The organism is Azospira sp. APE16 (assembly GCF_047901315.1).
GTDB lineage: Bacteria > Pseudomonadota > Gammaproteobacteria > Burkholderiales > Rhodocyclaceae > Azospira > Azospira oryzae.
The window spans coordinates 769878-784795 of the sequence record NZ_CP179682.1 but is presented as its reverse complement, the minus strand read 5'-3'; the positions used below and the strand labels follow the sequence as shown (position 1 = coordinate 784795).

Sequence of the window (14918 nt, the reverse complement as noted above, 5' to 3'; positions counted from 1 at the left end):
TAATCAGAGTTCTTAATACTTCAAGAAAAATAATGAGATGGCGTAGTTTCCTTAAGCAATTCAACAGGTTTCAACCCAGGTCAAAGAAGGCCCGCACCTCGTCGCCCCGGGCCAGGGTGTCCCGGTAGCCCAGATCCATCAGGGCCTGGGTGTAATCGGCCTGAAACAGGAGGTAGCTGGTGAGGGCGCCGCCATTGCGGCGCAGGGCGCCGATGCCGGAAAGCAGGGTCTTCACCGGCCAGGGCAGGCTGCGGGCGTGGCGCGCCGCCAGGTGGTCGAGCCGCTCCGAAGGCGACAGCACCAGGGTCTGGATCGGCCGCAGGGCCAGACCGGAGGCCTGCCGCACTTCCGGCGGGATGACCGAGAGGGTGCGGTTGATGCGGGTCAGGCGTTCGATATCCACCGCCAGGCCGTCGAGGAAAATGGAGGACAGGGCGTGGCCCGCCACCTGGGCCAGGGACGGGTAGCCTTCGCCGCCGCCCCGGGCCTGGCGCTCCTGGCCCAGGCGGCCGGCGGCCACTACCAGAATGCGTTCGGCCCCCAGGTGGATGGCCGGGGCGATGGGAGCCAGCTGGCGCATGGAGCCGTCGCCGAACCATTCCCGGTTGAGCTTCACTGCCGGGAAGATGAAGGGAATAGCGCAGGAGGCCATCAGGTGTTCCACCGTCAGGCGGGCCCGGGCGCCGACCCGCTGGGCCCGCTCCCAGGGGTCGATATGGGCCAGGCCCTGGTAGAAGCTGACGCTCTGCCCCGAGTTATAGCCGGAGGCGGTGATGCACAGGGCCTGCAGGGCACCGCTGCCCACCGCCCGGTCGATGCCGTGGAAATCCAGCTCCCCGGCCAGCAGTTCGCGCAGGGGGCCGTTGTCGAGCAGGGAGCGGGGATTGCGCCGCAGCAGCCAGCCGAAGGCCAGGGCCGAGAGCCAGCGGGCACCGGCGATGCCGACGCCGAGGGCGTCGCCGCGATAGACCCGGTTGACCTCCATGGCCTCCCACACCCCCACCAGGCGCTGCACGGCGCCGCGGAAGTTTTCCGCACCGCAGGCCAGGCCGGCGGCATTGATGGCGCCGGCGGAAGTGCCGCAGATGATGGGGAAGGGATTGCGCCGGGCATCGGGCAGCAGTTCGGCGATGGCCCGCAGCACCCCGGCCTGATAGGCGGCCCGGGCGCCGCCGCCGGACAAGACGAGGGCGGTGGCACCGGCACTGCCGGGAGGCAGGGAGGACGGGGAGTTTGAAGGGGAGTCAGCCATCATCCCAGTGTAAGGCGGGCCCCGGGCAGGATCACGTTGCAATGCAGCAGGGACGGGCCTCGCCGCCATGGCCGGCCCAGGCATGGCGCCCCGCCTGGGCCGGCGGGCAGACGTAAAAACGCCCCGGCGCCGGAGCGTCGGGGCGTTTGGGGCCGGCAGCCGGGGCCAAAGCCCGGATCAGCGCTCGGTGCCCGCATCCACCACCGTCAGGGCCGTCATGTTAACAATGCGGCGCACCGTGGCGGTGGGGGTCAGGATATGCACCGGCCGGGCGGTGCCGATGAGGATGGGACCCACGGTGAGGTTGTCGCCGGCAGCCGTCTTCAACAGGTTGAAGGAGATATTGGCGGCATCCAGGGTGGGCATCACCAGCAGGTTGGCCTGGCCCTTGAGGCGGGAGTTGGGGAAACCCTGCAGGCGGATCTGCTCGTCCAGGGCGGCATCGCCGTGCATTTCACCTTCGGCCTCCAGTTCCGGCGCCTGCTCGGCCAGCAGCTCCAGCACCTTGCGCATCTTCAGGGAGGTGGGAGTGTCCTCGGTGCCGAAGGTGGAATGGGAGAGCAGGGCCACCTTGGGCGTGATGCCGAAGCGGCGGATTTCGTCCGCTGCCAGCAGGGTCATCTCGGCCAGCTGCTCGGCGCTGGGATCGTAGTTCACATAGGTGTCGCCGATGAACACGGTGCGGCCCGGCAGCATCAGCAGGTTGAGGGTGTAGTAGCTGCTGGAGCGGTCGTTGGTGCCGATGACGTGCTTCACATAGAAGCGGTGCAGCTGGTGCCGGCCGAAGGTGCCGCAGATGAGGCCGTCGGCCATGCCCAGGCGCACCGCCAGGGAGCCGCACAGGGTGTGGCGGCGGCGCACTTCGCGCTTGGCGTAGTCGAGGGAAACGCCGCGGCGCTCCATCAGGCGGTGGTATTCCTGCCAGAACTCGTCGTAGCGGGGGTTGTTGTCCGGGTCCAGGATGTCGAAGTCCAGGCTCTCGCGGATGCGCAGGCCGGCGGCTTCCACCTTGGCATTGATCACCGCCGGGCGGCCGATGAGGATGGGCCGGGCGATGCGCTCTTCCACCACCACCTGCACGGCCCGCAGCACCCGCTCGTCCTCGCCTTCGGCGTAGATGATGCGCTTGGGCGCCGCCTTGGCCTGGGCGAACACCGGCTTCATGATGAGGCCGGAGTGGTACACGAACTCGTTGAGGCTCTGCAGGTAAGCGGGCCAGTCGGTGATGGGCCGGGTGGCAACGCCCGAATCCATGGCGGCCCGGGCCACGGCCGGGGCGATCTTGACGATGAGGCGGGGATCGAAGGGCTTGGGAATCAGGTACTCGGGGCCGAAGCCGGAGACCTTCTCGCCGTAGGCGGCGGCGACGATCTCGCTCTGCTCGGCCCGGGCCAGTTCGGCGATGGCCTTCACCGCCGCCAGCTTCATCTCTTCCGTAATGGTGGTGGCGCCCACGTCCAGGGCGCCGCGGAAGATGAAGGGGAAGCAGAGGACGTTGTTCACCTGGTTGGGATAGTCGGAACGGCCGGTGGCGATGATGGCGTCGTCCCGCACTTCCTTCACCAGGTCGGGCAGGATTTCCGGGGTCGGGTTGGCCAGGGCCAGGATCAGGGGATTCTTGGCCATCTTGGCCACCATGTCCTGCTTCAGCACGCCGCCGGCGGAGAGGCCGAGGAACACGTCGGCGCCCTCGATGACCTCGCCCAGGGTGCGGGCATCGGTCTTCTTGGCATAGCGGGCCTTGATCTCGTCCATCTCCTCGACCCGGCCTTCATAGACCACGCCCTTGATGTCGGTGACCCAGATGTTCTCCACCGGCACCCCCAGCATCACCAGCAGGTCGAGACAGGCCAGGGCGGCAGCGCCGGCACCGGAGGTAACCAGCTTGATCTGCTTCAGGTCCTTGCCCAGATAGGTGAGGCCGTTGAGGATGGCGGCGCCGACCACGATGGCGGTGCCGTGCTGGTCGTCGTGGAAGACGGGGATCTTCATCCGTTCCCGCAGCTTCTTCTCAATATAGAAGCACTCGGGGGCCTTGATGTCTTCCAGGTTGATGCCGCCGAAGGTGGGCTCCAGGGAGGCGATGGTCTCGATCAGCATGTCCGGGTCGCGCTGCTCGATTTCCAGGTCGAAGACGTCGATGTTGGCGAATTTCTTGAACAGCACGCCCTTGCCTTCCATCACCGGCTTGGCGGCCAGGGGGCCGATGTTGCCCAGGCCCAGCACGGCAGTGCCGTTGGTGATGACGCCCACCAGGTTGGCCCGGGCGGTGACGGTGGAGACTTCGGCCGGATTGGCGACGATCTCTTCGCAGGCGGCGGCCACCCCGGGGGAGTAGGCCATGGAAAGGTCGTACTGGTTGGTCAGCTGTTTGGTGGGCTGGACCGAGATCTTCCCCGGCTTGGGATGGCGATGGTAGTAGAGGGCGGCTTCGCGCAGCTGCTTGTTGTCCATGGTTCTATCCACTATGCAAAAAGTCGTTTCACGATATGAAAGAATATATCAGGGTAATCCCCCATAGTCGAGTTTCTATTGGACTGATCCTGTGGCATAATCCCGCGCTTTCCTGAATCCCGCCGATTCATTCACTGTAGTCAAGGGCTCACCGCGCCACAACCAAGCCGAGCATGCTTTTCACGGCAAACCTCCGCAGGCAGGCCAGTTCCTCTCCTGCGATCTCCGACAGCGACGCCCTCCGCGCCGTGTGTCTGTGCGCGTGCCCCACAGTGAGCAAACGGTCGCTCCCCAAGAAGAGCCGCACTCAGGAAAACCAGGACAACGCGCTCCACGAAAAGCTCGCCCGCCCTCACCGAGGTCGGGCGTTTTCGTTTTGGCGGTCCTGATTTCTCTTTAGTTTCATTTTTCGGATTTTTTACCTCTTCCTGGAGACCTGGAGACCATGAGTACTTCCAACACCGTCGCCCCGATCAACGCTCCCGATTACGTCAAACACGAGGGCCTCAAGAAATGGGTGGCGGAAATCGCCGCCCTCACCCAGCCTGACCGTGTTTATTGGGCAGACGGTTCCCAGGAGGAATACGACCGCCTGTGCGCCGAAATGGTCGCCGCCGGCACCCTGATCAAGCTCAACGAAGCCAAGCGCCCCAATTCCTACCTGGCCTTCTCCGATCCTTCCGATGTGGCCCGCGTCGAAGACCGCACCTACATCTGCTCCGAGAAGAAGGAAGACGCCGGCCCCACCAACAACTGGGAAGAGCCCGCCAAGATGCGCGAGACCCTCAACGGCCTGTTCAAGGGCTGTATGAAGGGCCGCACCATGTACGTCATCCCCTTCTCCATGGGTCCCCTGGGTTCCCCCATCGCCCATATCGGCATTGAAATCACCGACTCCGCCTACGTGGTTGTGAACATGCGCACCATGACCCGCATGGGCAAGGCCGTCAGCGAACTGCTGGGCACCGATGGCGAGTTCGTGCCTTGCGTGCACTCCGTGGGCGCCCCCCTGGAGCCGGGCCAGCAGGATTCCAAGTGGCCCTGCAACCCCACCGTCAAGTACATCGTGCACTACCCCGAGACCCGTGAAATCTGGTCCTACGGCTCCGGCTACGGTGGCAACGCCCTGCTCGGCAAGAAGTGCTTCGCCCTGCGCATCGCCTCCACCATGGCCCGCGACCAGGGCTGGCTGGCCGAGCACATGCTGATCCTGGGTGTGGAATCCCCCGAAGGCGAAAAGACCTACGTGGCAGCCGCCTTCCCCTCCGCCTGCGGCAAGACCAACTTCGCCATGCTGATCCCGCCCAAGTCCTTCAACGGCTGGAAGATCACCACCATCGGCGACGACATCGCCTGGATCAAGCCCCGCGTGGACAAGGACGGCGTCACCCGCTTCTACGCCATCAACCCGGAAGCCGGCTTCTTCGGCGTGGCCCCCGGCACCAGCGAGAAGACCAACTTCAACGCCCTGGCCACCCTCAAGGAAAACATCATCTTCACCAACGTGGCCCTGACCGATGACGGCGACGTGTGGTGGGAAGGCCTGACCAAGGAAGCCCCGGCTCACCTGATCGACTGGCAGGGCAAGGACTGGACCCCGGAAGACGGCAAGGCCGGTCGCAAGGCTGCCCACGCCAACTCCCGCTTCACCGCTCCGGCCGCCCAGTGCCCCTCCATCGATCCGGCCTGGGAAGATCCCGCCGGCGTGCCCATCTCCGCCTTCATCTTCGGCGGCCGCCGCGCCACCACCGTGCCCCTGGTGTACCAGGCATTCAACTGGAACTTCGGTGTGTACATGGCTGCCACCCTGGGCTCCGAAACCACCGCTGCCGCCTTCGGCGCCCAGGGCGTGGTGCGTCGCGACCCCTTCGCCATGCTGCCCTTCTGCGGTTACCACATGGGTGACTACTTCAACCACTGGCTGAAGATGGGTCACACCGTGGAAGCCACCCCGAAGATCTTCTGCGTGAACTGGTTCCGCGTGGACGAAGAAGGCAAGTTCATGTGGCCCGGCTTCGGCGACAACATGCGCGTGCTGAAGTGGATCGTGGAACGCTGCAAGGGCACCATCGCCGCCAAGGAAACCAAGCTGGGCTGGATGCCCCGCTTCGAGGACATCGACTGGACCGGCACCGACGTCGACAAGGCCGACTTCGACGCCCTCACCACCGTGGACGCCGATGCCTGGCAGAAGGAACTGGAACTGCACAAGGAATGGTTCGACAAGCTGGGCGAAAAGCTGCCCAAGGAACTGACCCTGAAGCGCGAACTGTTCGAACTGGGCCTGTTCAAGGACGTCGCCTAAGCACCAGCGCCTGCGCTAAGATTGAGAGGCCGCCCCAGGGCGGCCTTTCTTTTTGCCCGCAGCCCCTCCCCTCTACAGCCACCGCCCCACGGAAAACCGCCATGCCCGTCTCCGCCCCCCGCCTCGCCGACATCGCTCCCTTCCACGTCATGGAACTACTGGGCCGGGCCCGGGAGCTGGAAGCCCTGGGGCGGGACATCATCCATATGGAAGTGGGCGAACCGGACTTCCCCACTCCGGAACCCATCCTCGCCGCCGCCCGGGAATTCCTGCAGGACGGTCGCGTCTTCTACACCCCGACCCTGGGCCTGCCCGAGTTGCGGGAAGCCATCTCCGGCTTCTATCGGCAGCGCTACGGCATCGCCGTGCCGGCCAGCCGCATCGCCATCACCGCCGGAGCCTCCGGCGCCCTCACCCTAGCCCTGGCCTGCCTCGCCGCCCCCGGCAGCGAGTGGCTGCTGACGGACCCGGGCTATCCCTGCAACCGCCATTTCGTGCGCGCCTTCGAAGGCGTCCCGGTCAGCATCCCGGTCGGCGCCGCCAGCAATTTCCAGCCGACCCGCCAGGACCTGGAGCAGCACTGGAACGAACGGACCGCCGGCGCCCTCTTCGCCTCGCCGGCCAATCCCACCGGCACCATGCTCGGCGCCGCCGAACTGGCCGACATCGCCGACTTCGTGCGCCAGCGCCAGGGACAGCTGATCATCGACGAGATCTACCACGGCCTCACCTACAACGGCGACGCCCCCACGGCCCTGGCAGCCGGCGACGACATCTTCGTCGTCCAGAGTTTCTCCAAGTATTTCCAGATGACAGGCTGGCGCCTGGGCTGGCTGGTCATTCCCGAACCCTTCGTGCGGGACGTGGAAAAGCTGGCCCAGAACCTCTTCATCTCAGCTTCCACACCGGCCCAGCACGCCGCCCTGGCCGCCTTCCAGCCGGAGACCATCGCCCTGCTGGAACAGCGCCGCACCGAATTCAAGGCCCGTCGGGACTATCTGGCACCGGCCCTGGAAGCCATCGGCTTTCGCATCACCGCCCAGCCCGAAGGCGCCTTCTATCTCTACGCCGACTGCAGCGCCCTGACCGACGACAGCTTCGGCTTTGCCCGCCGCCTATTGGAAGAGGCCGGCGTCGCCATCACTCCCGGCATCGACTTCGGCAACCACGGCGCCAGCAGCCACGTCCGCTTCGCCTACACCAACGCACAAGCACGCCTGGCCGAAGGCGTGGAACGGATTCGCCAGCTACTCGCCTGACACCCGCCAGCACCGGGCCCCACTCGCAGCCTCCAGCACCATGCATCCCAATCCGCCTGCTGACTTGCCCGACGGATTCCCCAAAAGAAAACGGACAACAACCCCCTAGGTAGGGGGTTGTTGTCCGTTGTGCCTGTTCCGCCGCTTATTTCGGGCGGGAGCCGGTCGGAAAAGGCCAGGCGGCAGCCGGGTTCAGGGCGGACTTCAGACCCGGAGTGGCAGCGGTGGAGGGGGTCGGAGCAGGCGCCGGAGCAGCGGCCGGAGCGGCAGCGACTTCGGGCTTCTTCTCTTCCACCTTGGCGGGAGCCGCAGCGGGTTTGGCCGGAGCAGCCTTCTTTGCAGCGGGCTTGGCAGCGGCCTTAGCGGGAGCAGCCTTCTTCACAGCGGGCTTGGCAGCAGCCTTAGCGGGAGCAGCCTTCTTCGCGGCGGGTTTGGCAACGGCCTTAGCGGGAGCAGCCTTCTTCGCAGCGGGCTTGGCAGCAGCCTTAGCGGGAGCAGCCTTCTTCGCAGCGGGCTTGGCGGCAGCCTTAGCGGGAGCAGCCTTCTTCGCAGCGGGCTTGGCGGCAGCCTTAGCGGGAGCAGCCTTCTTCGCGGCGGGCTTGGCAGCAGCCTTAGCGGGAGCAGCCTTCTTCGCGGCGGGCTTGGCAGCAGCCTTAGCCGGAGCAGCCTTCTTCGCGGCGGGCTTGGCAGCAGCCTTAGCCGGAGCAGCCTTCTTCGCAGCGGGCTTGGCAGCAGCCTTAGCCGGAGCAGCCTTCTTCGCGGCGGGCTTGGCAGCGGCCTTAGCGGGAGCAGCCTTCTTCGCGGCGGGCTTGGCAGCAGCCTTGGCCGGAGCAGCCTTCTTCGCGGCGGGCTTGGCAGCAGCCTTGGCCGGAGCAGCCTTCTTCGCGGCGGGCTTGGCAGCAGCCTTAGCGGGAGCAGCCTTCTTCACAGCGGGCTTGGCAGCGGCCTTAGCGGGAGCAGCCTTCTTCGCGGCGGGCTTGGCAGCAGCCTTAGCGGGAGCAGCCTTCTTTGCGGCGGGCTTGGCAGCAGCCTTGGCCGGAGCAGCCTTCTTCGCGGCGGGCTTGGCAGCAGCCTTGGCCGGAGCAGCCTTCTTCGCGGCGGGCTTGGCAGCAGCCTTGGCCGGAGCAGCCTTCTTCACAGCGGGTTTAGCAGCAGCCTTCGCCGGGGACTTCTTGTCCTTGGCGGCCTCGGTCTTCGTCTTCTTTGCGGTTGCCATAAATAACCTCCTTCTCCAGGATCGAAAATTGGCTTTAAGACACAACGGACAAAACGAGATCCGCCCGGGAAAAGCACGGACCATTCATCGACCTTCCGGAGGAAGCGCCGGTTGAATACGGAGCGGCAACACGCGAACGAGCTGAAGACGCGTGAGCGGCAATACGCAACGACGCCAGCAGGCGTCGGCAGAATAATTCGGGGAGGAGGCTGGACGTTGCCGCAGGTCGACGGCAACGGAAAGAACCGGGGACAAACGCGATGGGATGGAAAAGGCGGGGCGTCATTCTCGGCTCTTGGCGATTCACGGTCGCGGAGGGGTGAAGAAGCCGAGTCCCGCGCCAGTCTTGGCGTTCCGGGATTTGCTTTGCAGCTGTTTTGGCGTGCTTGCGTAAGTGACCACTAGATTTAGTGTGCCCATTGTGATTTGGGCCTAATTCTAGTAATGGGGTATTTCCTATGCAAGTGTTTTTTAACTCTTTTGCATGGCTGGAAAGCGCACGGTTGCGAACTCGCAACGCAATTGCTGCCAGTCGAAATGGGGGCCGGGATCGGTCTTGCGCTGAGGGGCGATGTGGCAATGCCCGGCCACCGCACTGATGGGGTAGTGCCGGAGAATGGCTTGCAGCAAGGCTTTCAGGGCATCGTACTGGGCCGGCTCGAAGGGCATGGCATCGCATCCTTCGAGCTCGATGCCGATGGAAAAATCGTTGCAGCGCTCCCGCCCCAGCCACTCGGAGACACCTGCATGCCATGCACGCTTGTCGCAGGAAACGAACTGCACCAGCTCGCCATCGCGACGAATCAGGAAGTGGGAAGAGACACGCAGATGGTGAATGGAGGCGAAGTAGGGATGGGCCGCCGGGTCCAGGGTGTTGTCGAACAGATCGAAAATCCAGGGGCCGCCGAAGTCGTCGGGCGGCAGGCTGATGGCGTGGATGACGACCAGGCTCGGCCGCTCTCCCTCGGGCCGCTCGTCCTGATTGGGCGACTCGCGCCGCACTGCGCCGGCCAGCCAGCCCTCGGCATCGAAGCGTTCCGTCATCACTCGATCCCCAGACGGGCCATGCGATAGCGCAGGGAGCGGAAGGTGATGCCGAGCAGGCGTGCCGCCGCCGTGCGATTGCCCTGGGTCTGAACCACCGCCTCCTGAATCGCCTGGCGTTCCAGACGGTCCAGATAGGTATCGAGAGACTCGCCGCCGCGCCCTTCGGAACCGGCATCGGGATGACCGTCATCGGCAGGGGAAAGCTGCAGGTCGCCTTCGTCGATCTCGCTGCCACTGCATAGCGCCGTGGCCCGCTCCAGAATATTCTCCAGTTCGCGGACGTTGCCGGGGAAGGTGTAGCGACACAGCGCCGCTTCGGCCGCGGACGTCAGCGGCAACGCCGACGCCTGATGGGCCAGACGGCCGAGACAGGCACGAGCCAGCTGGGGAATGTCCTCGGCCCGCTCCCGCAGCGGCGGCATGCGCAACTCGATGACGTTGAGACGGTAGTACAAATCCTGGCGGAAGGTGCCGGCCTCGACGGAGGCCTTCAGGTCCTGGTGGGTGGCACAGATGAGGCGCACATCCACCGCCTCCTCCACGGTGGCGCCCACCTTGCGCACCCGCTTTTCCTGGATGGCCCGCAGCAGCTTGACCTGCATGGACAGGGGCAGGTCGGCCACCTCGTCGAGAAACAGGGTGCCGCCCCCCGCCGCCTGGAAGAATCCTTCCCGATCCTGCTCGGCACCGGTGAAGGCGCCCTTGCGATAACCGAAGAACTCGCTTTCCATGAGGTTCTCGGGGATGGCCCCGCAGTTCACCGGAACGAAAGGCGCCTGGCTGCGGTTGCTCTGCTCGTGGATGAGGCGGGCCGCCAGTTCCTTGCCGCAGCCGGATTCGCCGGAGATGTAAACCGGCGCCTGGCTGCGGGCCAGCTTGGCGATGATCTCCCGCACCGTGCTCATGGCCCGGGAATCGCCGAGCAGCTGCAGGGCCTCGCTGCGGGGCGCCCCCTCGGCCGCGGATGCCACCGGCAGATCGATGGCCGACTTGATCAGGGTACGCAGCTGATCCAGGGCCACCGGCTTGGCCAGATAGTCGAAGGCCCCGGCCTTGAGGGCCGCCACCGCGTTCTCGGCACTGCCGAAGGCGGTGATCACGGCCACCGGCGTCTCGCTGTACTGCTCGCCGATGAGGCGCACCAGTTCCAGCCCTTCCCCATCGGGCAAACGCATGTCGGTCAGGCACAGCTGGTAAGACTCCCGGGCAAGGAACTCCCGAGCCTCGGCCACGGTGCCGGCGCAATCCGCCGCCAGCCCCATGCGCGACAGGGTGAGGTCCACCAGTTCCCGGATATCCGCTTCGTCATCCACCACCAACACCCGGGCCAGCGCCCCCCTGGCGCGGCGTTCACTTTTGGCCTGAGCCATGCCCTCTCCTTCCCGTTATTCTGAAATGGGCTCCACCGGCCCTGGACTCGCTCAACAACTCCAGCTGCGCGCCGTTGGCTTCGCACAGTTCCCGCGCAATGTGGAGTCCCAGGCCGGTCCCCTTGCCATGGGTGGTAAAGAACGGTTCGAACACCTGCTCCCGGATGGCTTCGGGAATGCCGGGCCCATCATCCTCCACATGCAGCTCCACCATGCCGCCATTGCCGTAGGCAACGCGTAGTTGCACGCTACCGGGTTGTTGCCGGCTGTGCCGCAAGGCATTGCTGAGCAGATTCCACAGCACCTGGTGCAGATGGGTGCGATCAAACTCCAGCTCGGCTCCGGCCACCCCTTCCAGGCACAGTACGCCGGGAGCCGCCTCCGCCTTGGACTGCAACTCGTCCAGATAGGCTGCCAATGCAGCATTGAGGTCGATGGACTCCGGATGGCAGCGGTCCCGCCGTCCCAGCTCGAGTACGTCGCGCACGATGCGCTCCAGGCGCTGGGTATTGTCCAGGATGATGCGCACCAGTCGGGCATCCCCGCCCTTCGGGTCCGCATCTTCCCGCAGCAGCTCACCGGCATGGCTGATGGCGGACAAGGGATTGCGGATTTCGTGGGCGATATTGGCGGTCAGCCGCCCCAGAGCCGCCAGCTTCATCTGGCGGGACTCCTCGCGCAAGCGGTCCATGTCCTCCAGCAAAATCAGGGTGTCACCGGCACTGCTCGGGGTCTCGAGAAAACGGGCGAACAGCTGCTTGCCGTTGCGCGGAACGTGGAAGACGAGGCCGCTCTCGTCCTTGCTGCCTTCCCGCCGCCGCCAGCGGAGAAAGTGCCCTTCCAGGGCCGGCGAACAGCGCTCCAGGTTGCCAGCCTCCCCCGCCGTCAATCCCAGGAGCGCCTCAGCCCGGGGATTGTGCAGGTGCACCTCGCCCAGAGGGCTGACCAGCAGGACGCCATCCTGCATTTCCTCGATCACCCGCTGACTGACACAGACCTGGTTGGCCAGCGCTTCGCCGCGCTTGCGCGCCAACTCTTCGTTGGCCACCACGCGACGGGCCAGGAGACGGGCCGAAATCGCCGAGGTAAAAAAGCCCGCCCCCAGCAGGCCGACCTGGAAAAAAGCGGAGGGGTCGAATTCGCTGCTCAAGGCCAGCAGCAACTGCTGGAACAGCATGGAAAGGGTTGCCAGGGCCGCATAGAAAAGCACCAGCCGCCCCTGCCCGACCAGCCCCGCCCCGGCCAGCGAGACCAGGAGCATGGCCCCCAGGCCACCACGCAGCCCTCCGCTGGCATGCATCAGGACCGTCAGGGCCACCACATCCAGGAGCACCTGGCCTGACAACTGCAGATTGAAATGACGACGCCAGAAGGCCAGCAACAACACCGAGCAGGCAGTGGCCAGGCAATAGACGAAGGCCGTCCACGTATACAGGGACTGATCGGTGGCCGGCACCAGCTCGAAGCTGGACGGATGCAGATAGGCCGCCCCATAGAGGAGGAAGGCGGCAACCAGGCGGTAGAAATTGAAATAGCGCAGCGACTTCCAGTGCGCTTCGGAAACCTCGACAGGCGGAACGTTCAGGAACGACAAGGCACGCCCTCAGCCATCGTCACGAACAACATGCTCGGCGCAGCAATAGGGATGCCCCCGAACCACCAGAGCATCGCTTTCCGGCAGATAGACGCCACAGCCACGACACACCACCATCCGCTCCACCGGCGGGTTGACGGGGGCCCCACCGCCCAATCCACGCGATACGCCGCGCCCCCTGAACCACCACCAGGCGAGGCCGACAAAAAGAATGAACAACAGAAACTTGGACATGGCATTCCGGCTGCACAAGCAATCAGAGCGACAGCATAGCAGAGGCTCCACCACGGCCACGAGGCCCGGGGCCGGCGAAGAACAGCTGCACTCCAAGGGCCACCGATACCCGGAAAACAAAAAAGCCACTCGGATGAGTGGCTTTTCTGAAAATTGGTCGGGGTGAGAGGATTCGAACCTCCGACTCCTGCGTCCCGAACGCTAGCCAAATATAAGTAATATTGCGGATTATAGCCATTTTTATAGACTTAATGGCACAATATTGGCACAGACAACACCCGGAAAGCCCCATGGCCACAATCCGAAAGAAAGGCGACTTCCAGTGGCACTGCCAAGTGCGACGTAAAGGCTACCCAAACCAGACTAGGACGTTCAACACGAAGGGGGAAGCGGAAAAGTGGGCCAGAGACATAGAAGGCGAGATGGACAGGGGGTTATTCCAAGATCGCCGTGAGGCAGATAAGAATACCCTGGCCCAGGTTCTCTGCCGCTTCCGAGATGAAGTTGTGCCGTCCCATAAAGGCCGAGACGCCGAGACGTTCCGGATCAATGCGCTATTGAAGGATCGTATCTCCAGCTACAAGATGAGTGCGCTGTCCGGATCTGCCTTGTCTGACTTCATAGCGCGACGTCAAAAATTGGTGTCCTCGGCCACTGTAAGACGAGAGATAGACATCATTAGCTCTGCCGTCACGAAAGCAAGAAAAGCTTGGGGAATTCACCTTCCAGAAAATCCCGTCGCCCTAATTGAACGCCCCCGCCCCGCTAAAGCAAGAGAGCGTCGATTGAACTGGGACGAAGAGACGCGACTAATGCAAGCCCTGGAAGACCATGCTGACGATCATGAAGGTTCCAAGCAATATCGCAAAGGTAGCCGCAACCCATGGATCAAACCATTTGTGCAGCTAGCTATACATACTGCAATGAGGCGTGGAGAGCTGCTTTCTCTCAGGTGGGAGGACGTAAGTCTCGAAGAACGAACAGCCCATCTCCCGGAAACAAAGAACGGGGATGCAAGGACGGTTCCTTTGTCATCTTTAGCAGCAGCTACGCTACGACAACTTCCGCATGACCCCAGCGGCCTGGTGTTCCCCATCACAGCTGATGCGGTTAAAAAAGGGTTTGAGCGGGCACGAAACCGGGCACGTGCTGACTATGTTGCAGAATGTGAGAGGAACGGCACTCGCCCTGACGATAGACTCTTGGACTTACGGCTTCATGATCTTCGCCATGAAGCCACCAGCAGAATTGCTGAGAAACTGGACAATATCTTGGAATTGTCCGCGGTCACGGGACACAAAGACATCCGAATGCTGAAACGCTACTATCACCCCAAAGCGTCAGACTTAGCCCTTAAATTGGATTAGCGAACTGCAATAACGCCCCTACCCTGGAGCAAGGCATGAGTCATTTCAGAGAAATAAAAATCGGCTTCACGGAAGGATTCCAGAATGGCTGGAATCTGTTCTGGTCGCCGTTTAAGGGTTTGATCGCTGTTTTCGGCCAGCAAATCCAAGCCCGACATAGAGATCGTTAGCACATTTGCGGGGCGCTCTACGTTGCCTCCCTGCTTGCCAGCCCTGGCCGCCCGGTCTTAGAGAGAGGTAGGGCGCCTTCAATCAACAGTACGACGCCATCCTCCGGGCGCTCTGCCAGGCTGACACCTGCTTTAACTAACGTTCCCACCACCCTATCCTTCACGACAGAGTCCGTGGCGACCACAAAAACCCATTTCCCCGTCAGGCAGGAAGGAGAGAAATCTCCACTCAAAGAATAGGTCACCTCGGCAGCCTGTACCGCAGTAGATAAAAGCAGCAGACAAAAGACTCAGAACAGACTCATTTATTCTCATCTCCCTTAATGGTCGCTCTCTGATTCTTTATTTCTTCCAACAGCTGATTAGTACGTCGCTGCTCCCTATTTAGCATGACCCAATCATCGAACACCACGGTGCATATCAGGGCACAGATGACAAATAGTGCAATTCCCGCCTTGGAGACGATGGCTGGTACGGAAAACGGGAGAAGAAATAAAGCCAAAAGAATGAACATGCCCATCACTGCCACGCCCCCCAAAGCAACATCCCACTCCTGTTCTCTAAAAAGGCTCTTGGCAAAGAAGTACGGGAAAACTAAAACCGCGATCACCACCTGAAAAACTCGCGTAACCATTCTGGGCTCCCTGACG

The 14918-nt window shown here is 63.4% G+C and carries 11 protein-coding genes; 3 read left to right on the top strand and 8 right to left on the bottom strand.

The window, feature by feature from the left end:
- Window positions 1-70: 70 nt before the first annotated feature.
- Window positions 71-1252 carry a patatin-like phospholipase family protein gene (locus ACLSSQ_RS03945; protein ID WP_416243838.1) on the bottom strand — a complete coding sequence of 394 codons (1182 nt, stop codon included), beginning with the start codon at window positions 1250-1252 and terminating at the stop codon, window positions 71-73.
- Between the two features lie 177 nt (window positions 1253-1429).
- A complete protein-coding gene (locus ACLSSQ_RS03940; RefSeq protein ID WP_014235255.1) occupies window positions 1430-3706 on the bottom strand; it encodes an NADP-dependent malic enzyme in 2277 nt (758 codons plus the stop codon).
- 445 nt (window positions 3707-4151) lie between these two features.
- Here ACLSSQ_RS03940 and ACLSSQ_RS03935 point away from each other — a divergent pair, with 445 nt between their 5' ends.
- Complete coding sequence (locus tag ACLSSQ_RS03935; protein WP_014235256.1) at window positions 4152-6011, top strand: phosphoenolpyruvate carboxykinase (GTP); 1860 nt, start codon at window positions 4152-4154, stop codon at window positions 6009-6011.
- A gap of 101 nt (window positions 6012-6112) precedes the next feature.
- Window positions 6113-7270, top strand: a complete 1158-nt coding sequence (locus tag ACLSSQ_RS03930) for a pyridoxal phosphate-dependent aminotransferase (protein ID WP_416243837.1) — start codon at window positions 6113-6115, stop codon at window positions 7268-7270.
- Between the two features lie 145 nt (window positions 7271-7415).
- On the opposite strand, the gene ACLSSQ_RS03925 is transcribed toward ACLSSQ_RS03930, so the two are convergent.
- The 5 genes from ACLSSQ_RS03925 to ACLSSQ_RS03905 all read right to left on the bottom strand — a co-directional run bounded on the left by ACLSSQ_RS03925 (window position 7416) and on the right by ACLSSQ_RS03905 (window position 12731).
- Window positions 7416-8486, bottom strand: coding sequence for a hypothetical protein (locus ACLSSQ_RS03925; protein WP_416243836.1), 1071 nt, complete (start codon window positions 8484-8486; stop codon window positions 7416-7418).
- A 471-nt stretch (window positions 8487-8957) separates the two neighbouring features.
- The gene (gene ampD / locus ACLSSQ_RS03920; protein WP_014235259.1) at window positions 8958-9530 is read right to left on the bottom strand and encodes a 1,6-anhydro-N-acetylmuramyl-L-alanine amidase AmpD; all 573 of its coding nucleotides are present in this window, start codon (window positions 9528-9530) and stop codon (window positions 8958-8960) included.
- Window positions 9530-10903 (bottom strand): sigma-54-dependent transcriptional regulator, encoded by a 1374-nt coding sequence (locus ACLSSQ_RS03915; RefSeq protein ID WP_416243835.1) that lies wholly within the window; start codon window positions 10901-10903, stop codon window positions 9530-9532. The genes ampD and ACLSSQ_RS03915 overlap by 1 nt, the downstream gene beginning before the upstream one ends.
- A complete protein-coding gene (locus tag ACLSSQ_RS03910) occupies window positions 10884-12497 on the bottom strand; it encodes a two-component system sensor histidine kinase NtrB (protein WP_416243834.1) in 1614 nt (537 codons plus the stop codon). The genes ACLSSQ_RS03915 and ACLSSQ_RS03910 overlap by 20 nt, the downstream gene beginning before the upstream one ends.
- Before the next feature lie 9 nt (window positions 12498-12506).
- Window positions 12507-12731: a PP0621 family protein gene (locus ACLSSQ_RS03905; RefSeq protein WP_130459156.1), complete on the bottom strand. Its 225-nt coding sequence runs from the start codon at window positions 12729-12731 to the stop codon at window positions 12507-12509.
- Between the two features lie 290 nt (window positions 12732-13021).
- Between ACLSSQ_RS03905 and ACLSSQ_RS03900 the strand changes: the two genes are divergently transcribed.
- The gene (locus ACLSSQ_RS03900; RefSeq protein WP_014235263.1) at window positions 13022-14098 is read left to right on the top strand and encodes an integrase; all 1077 of its coding nucleotides are present in this window, start codon (window positions 13022-13024) and stop codon (window positions 14096-14098) included.
- A gap of 471 nt (window positions 14099-14569) precedes the next feature.
- On the opposite strand, the gene ACLSSQ_RS03895 is transcribed toward ACLSSQ_RS03900, so the two are convergent.
- Window positions 14570-14902: a hypothetical protein gene (locus ACLSSQ_RS03895; RefSeq protein ID WP_014235264.1), complete on the bottom strand. Its 333-nt coding sequence runs from the start codon at window positions 14900-14902 to the stop codon at window positions 14570-14572.
- Between the last annotated feature and the right edge of the window lie 16 nt (window positions 14903-14918).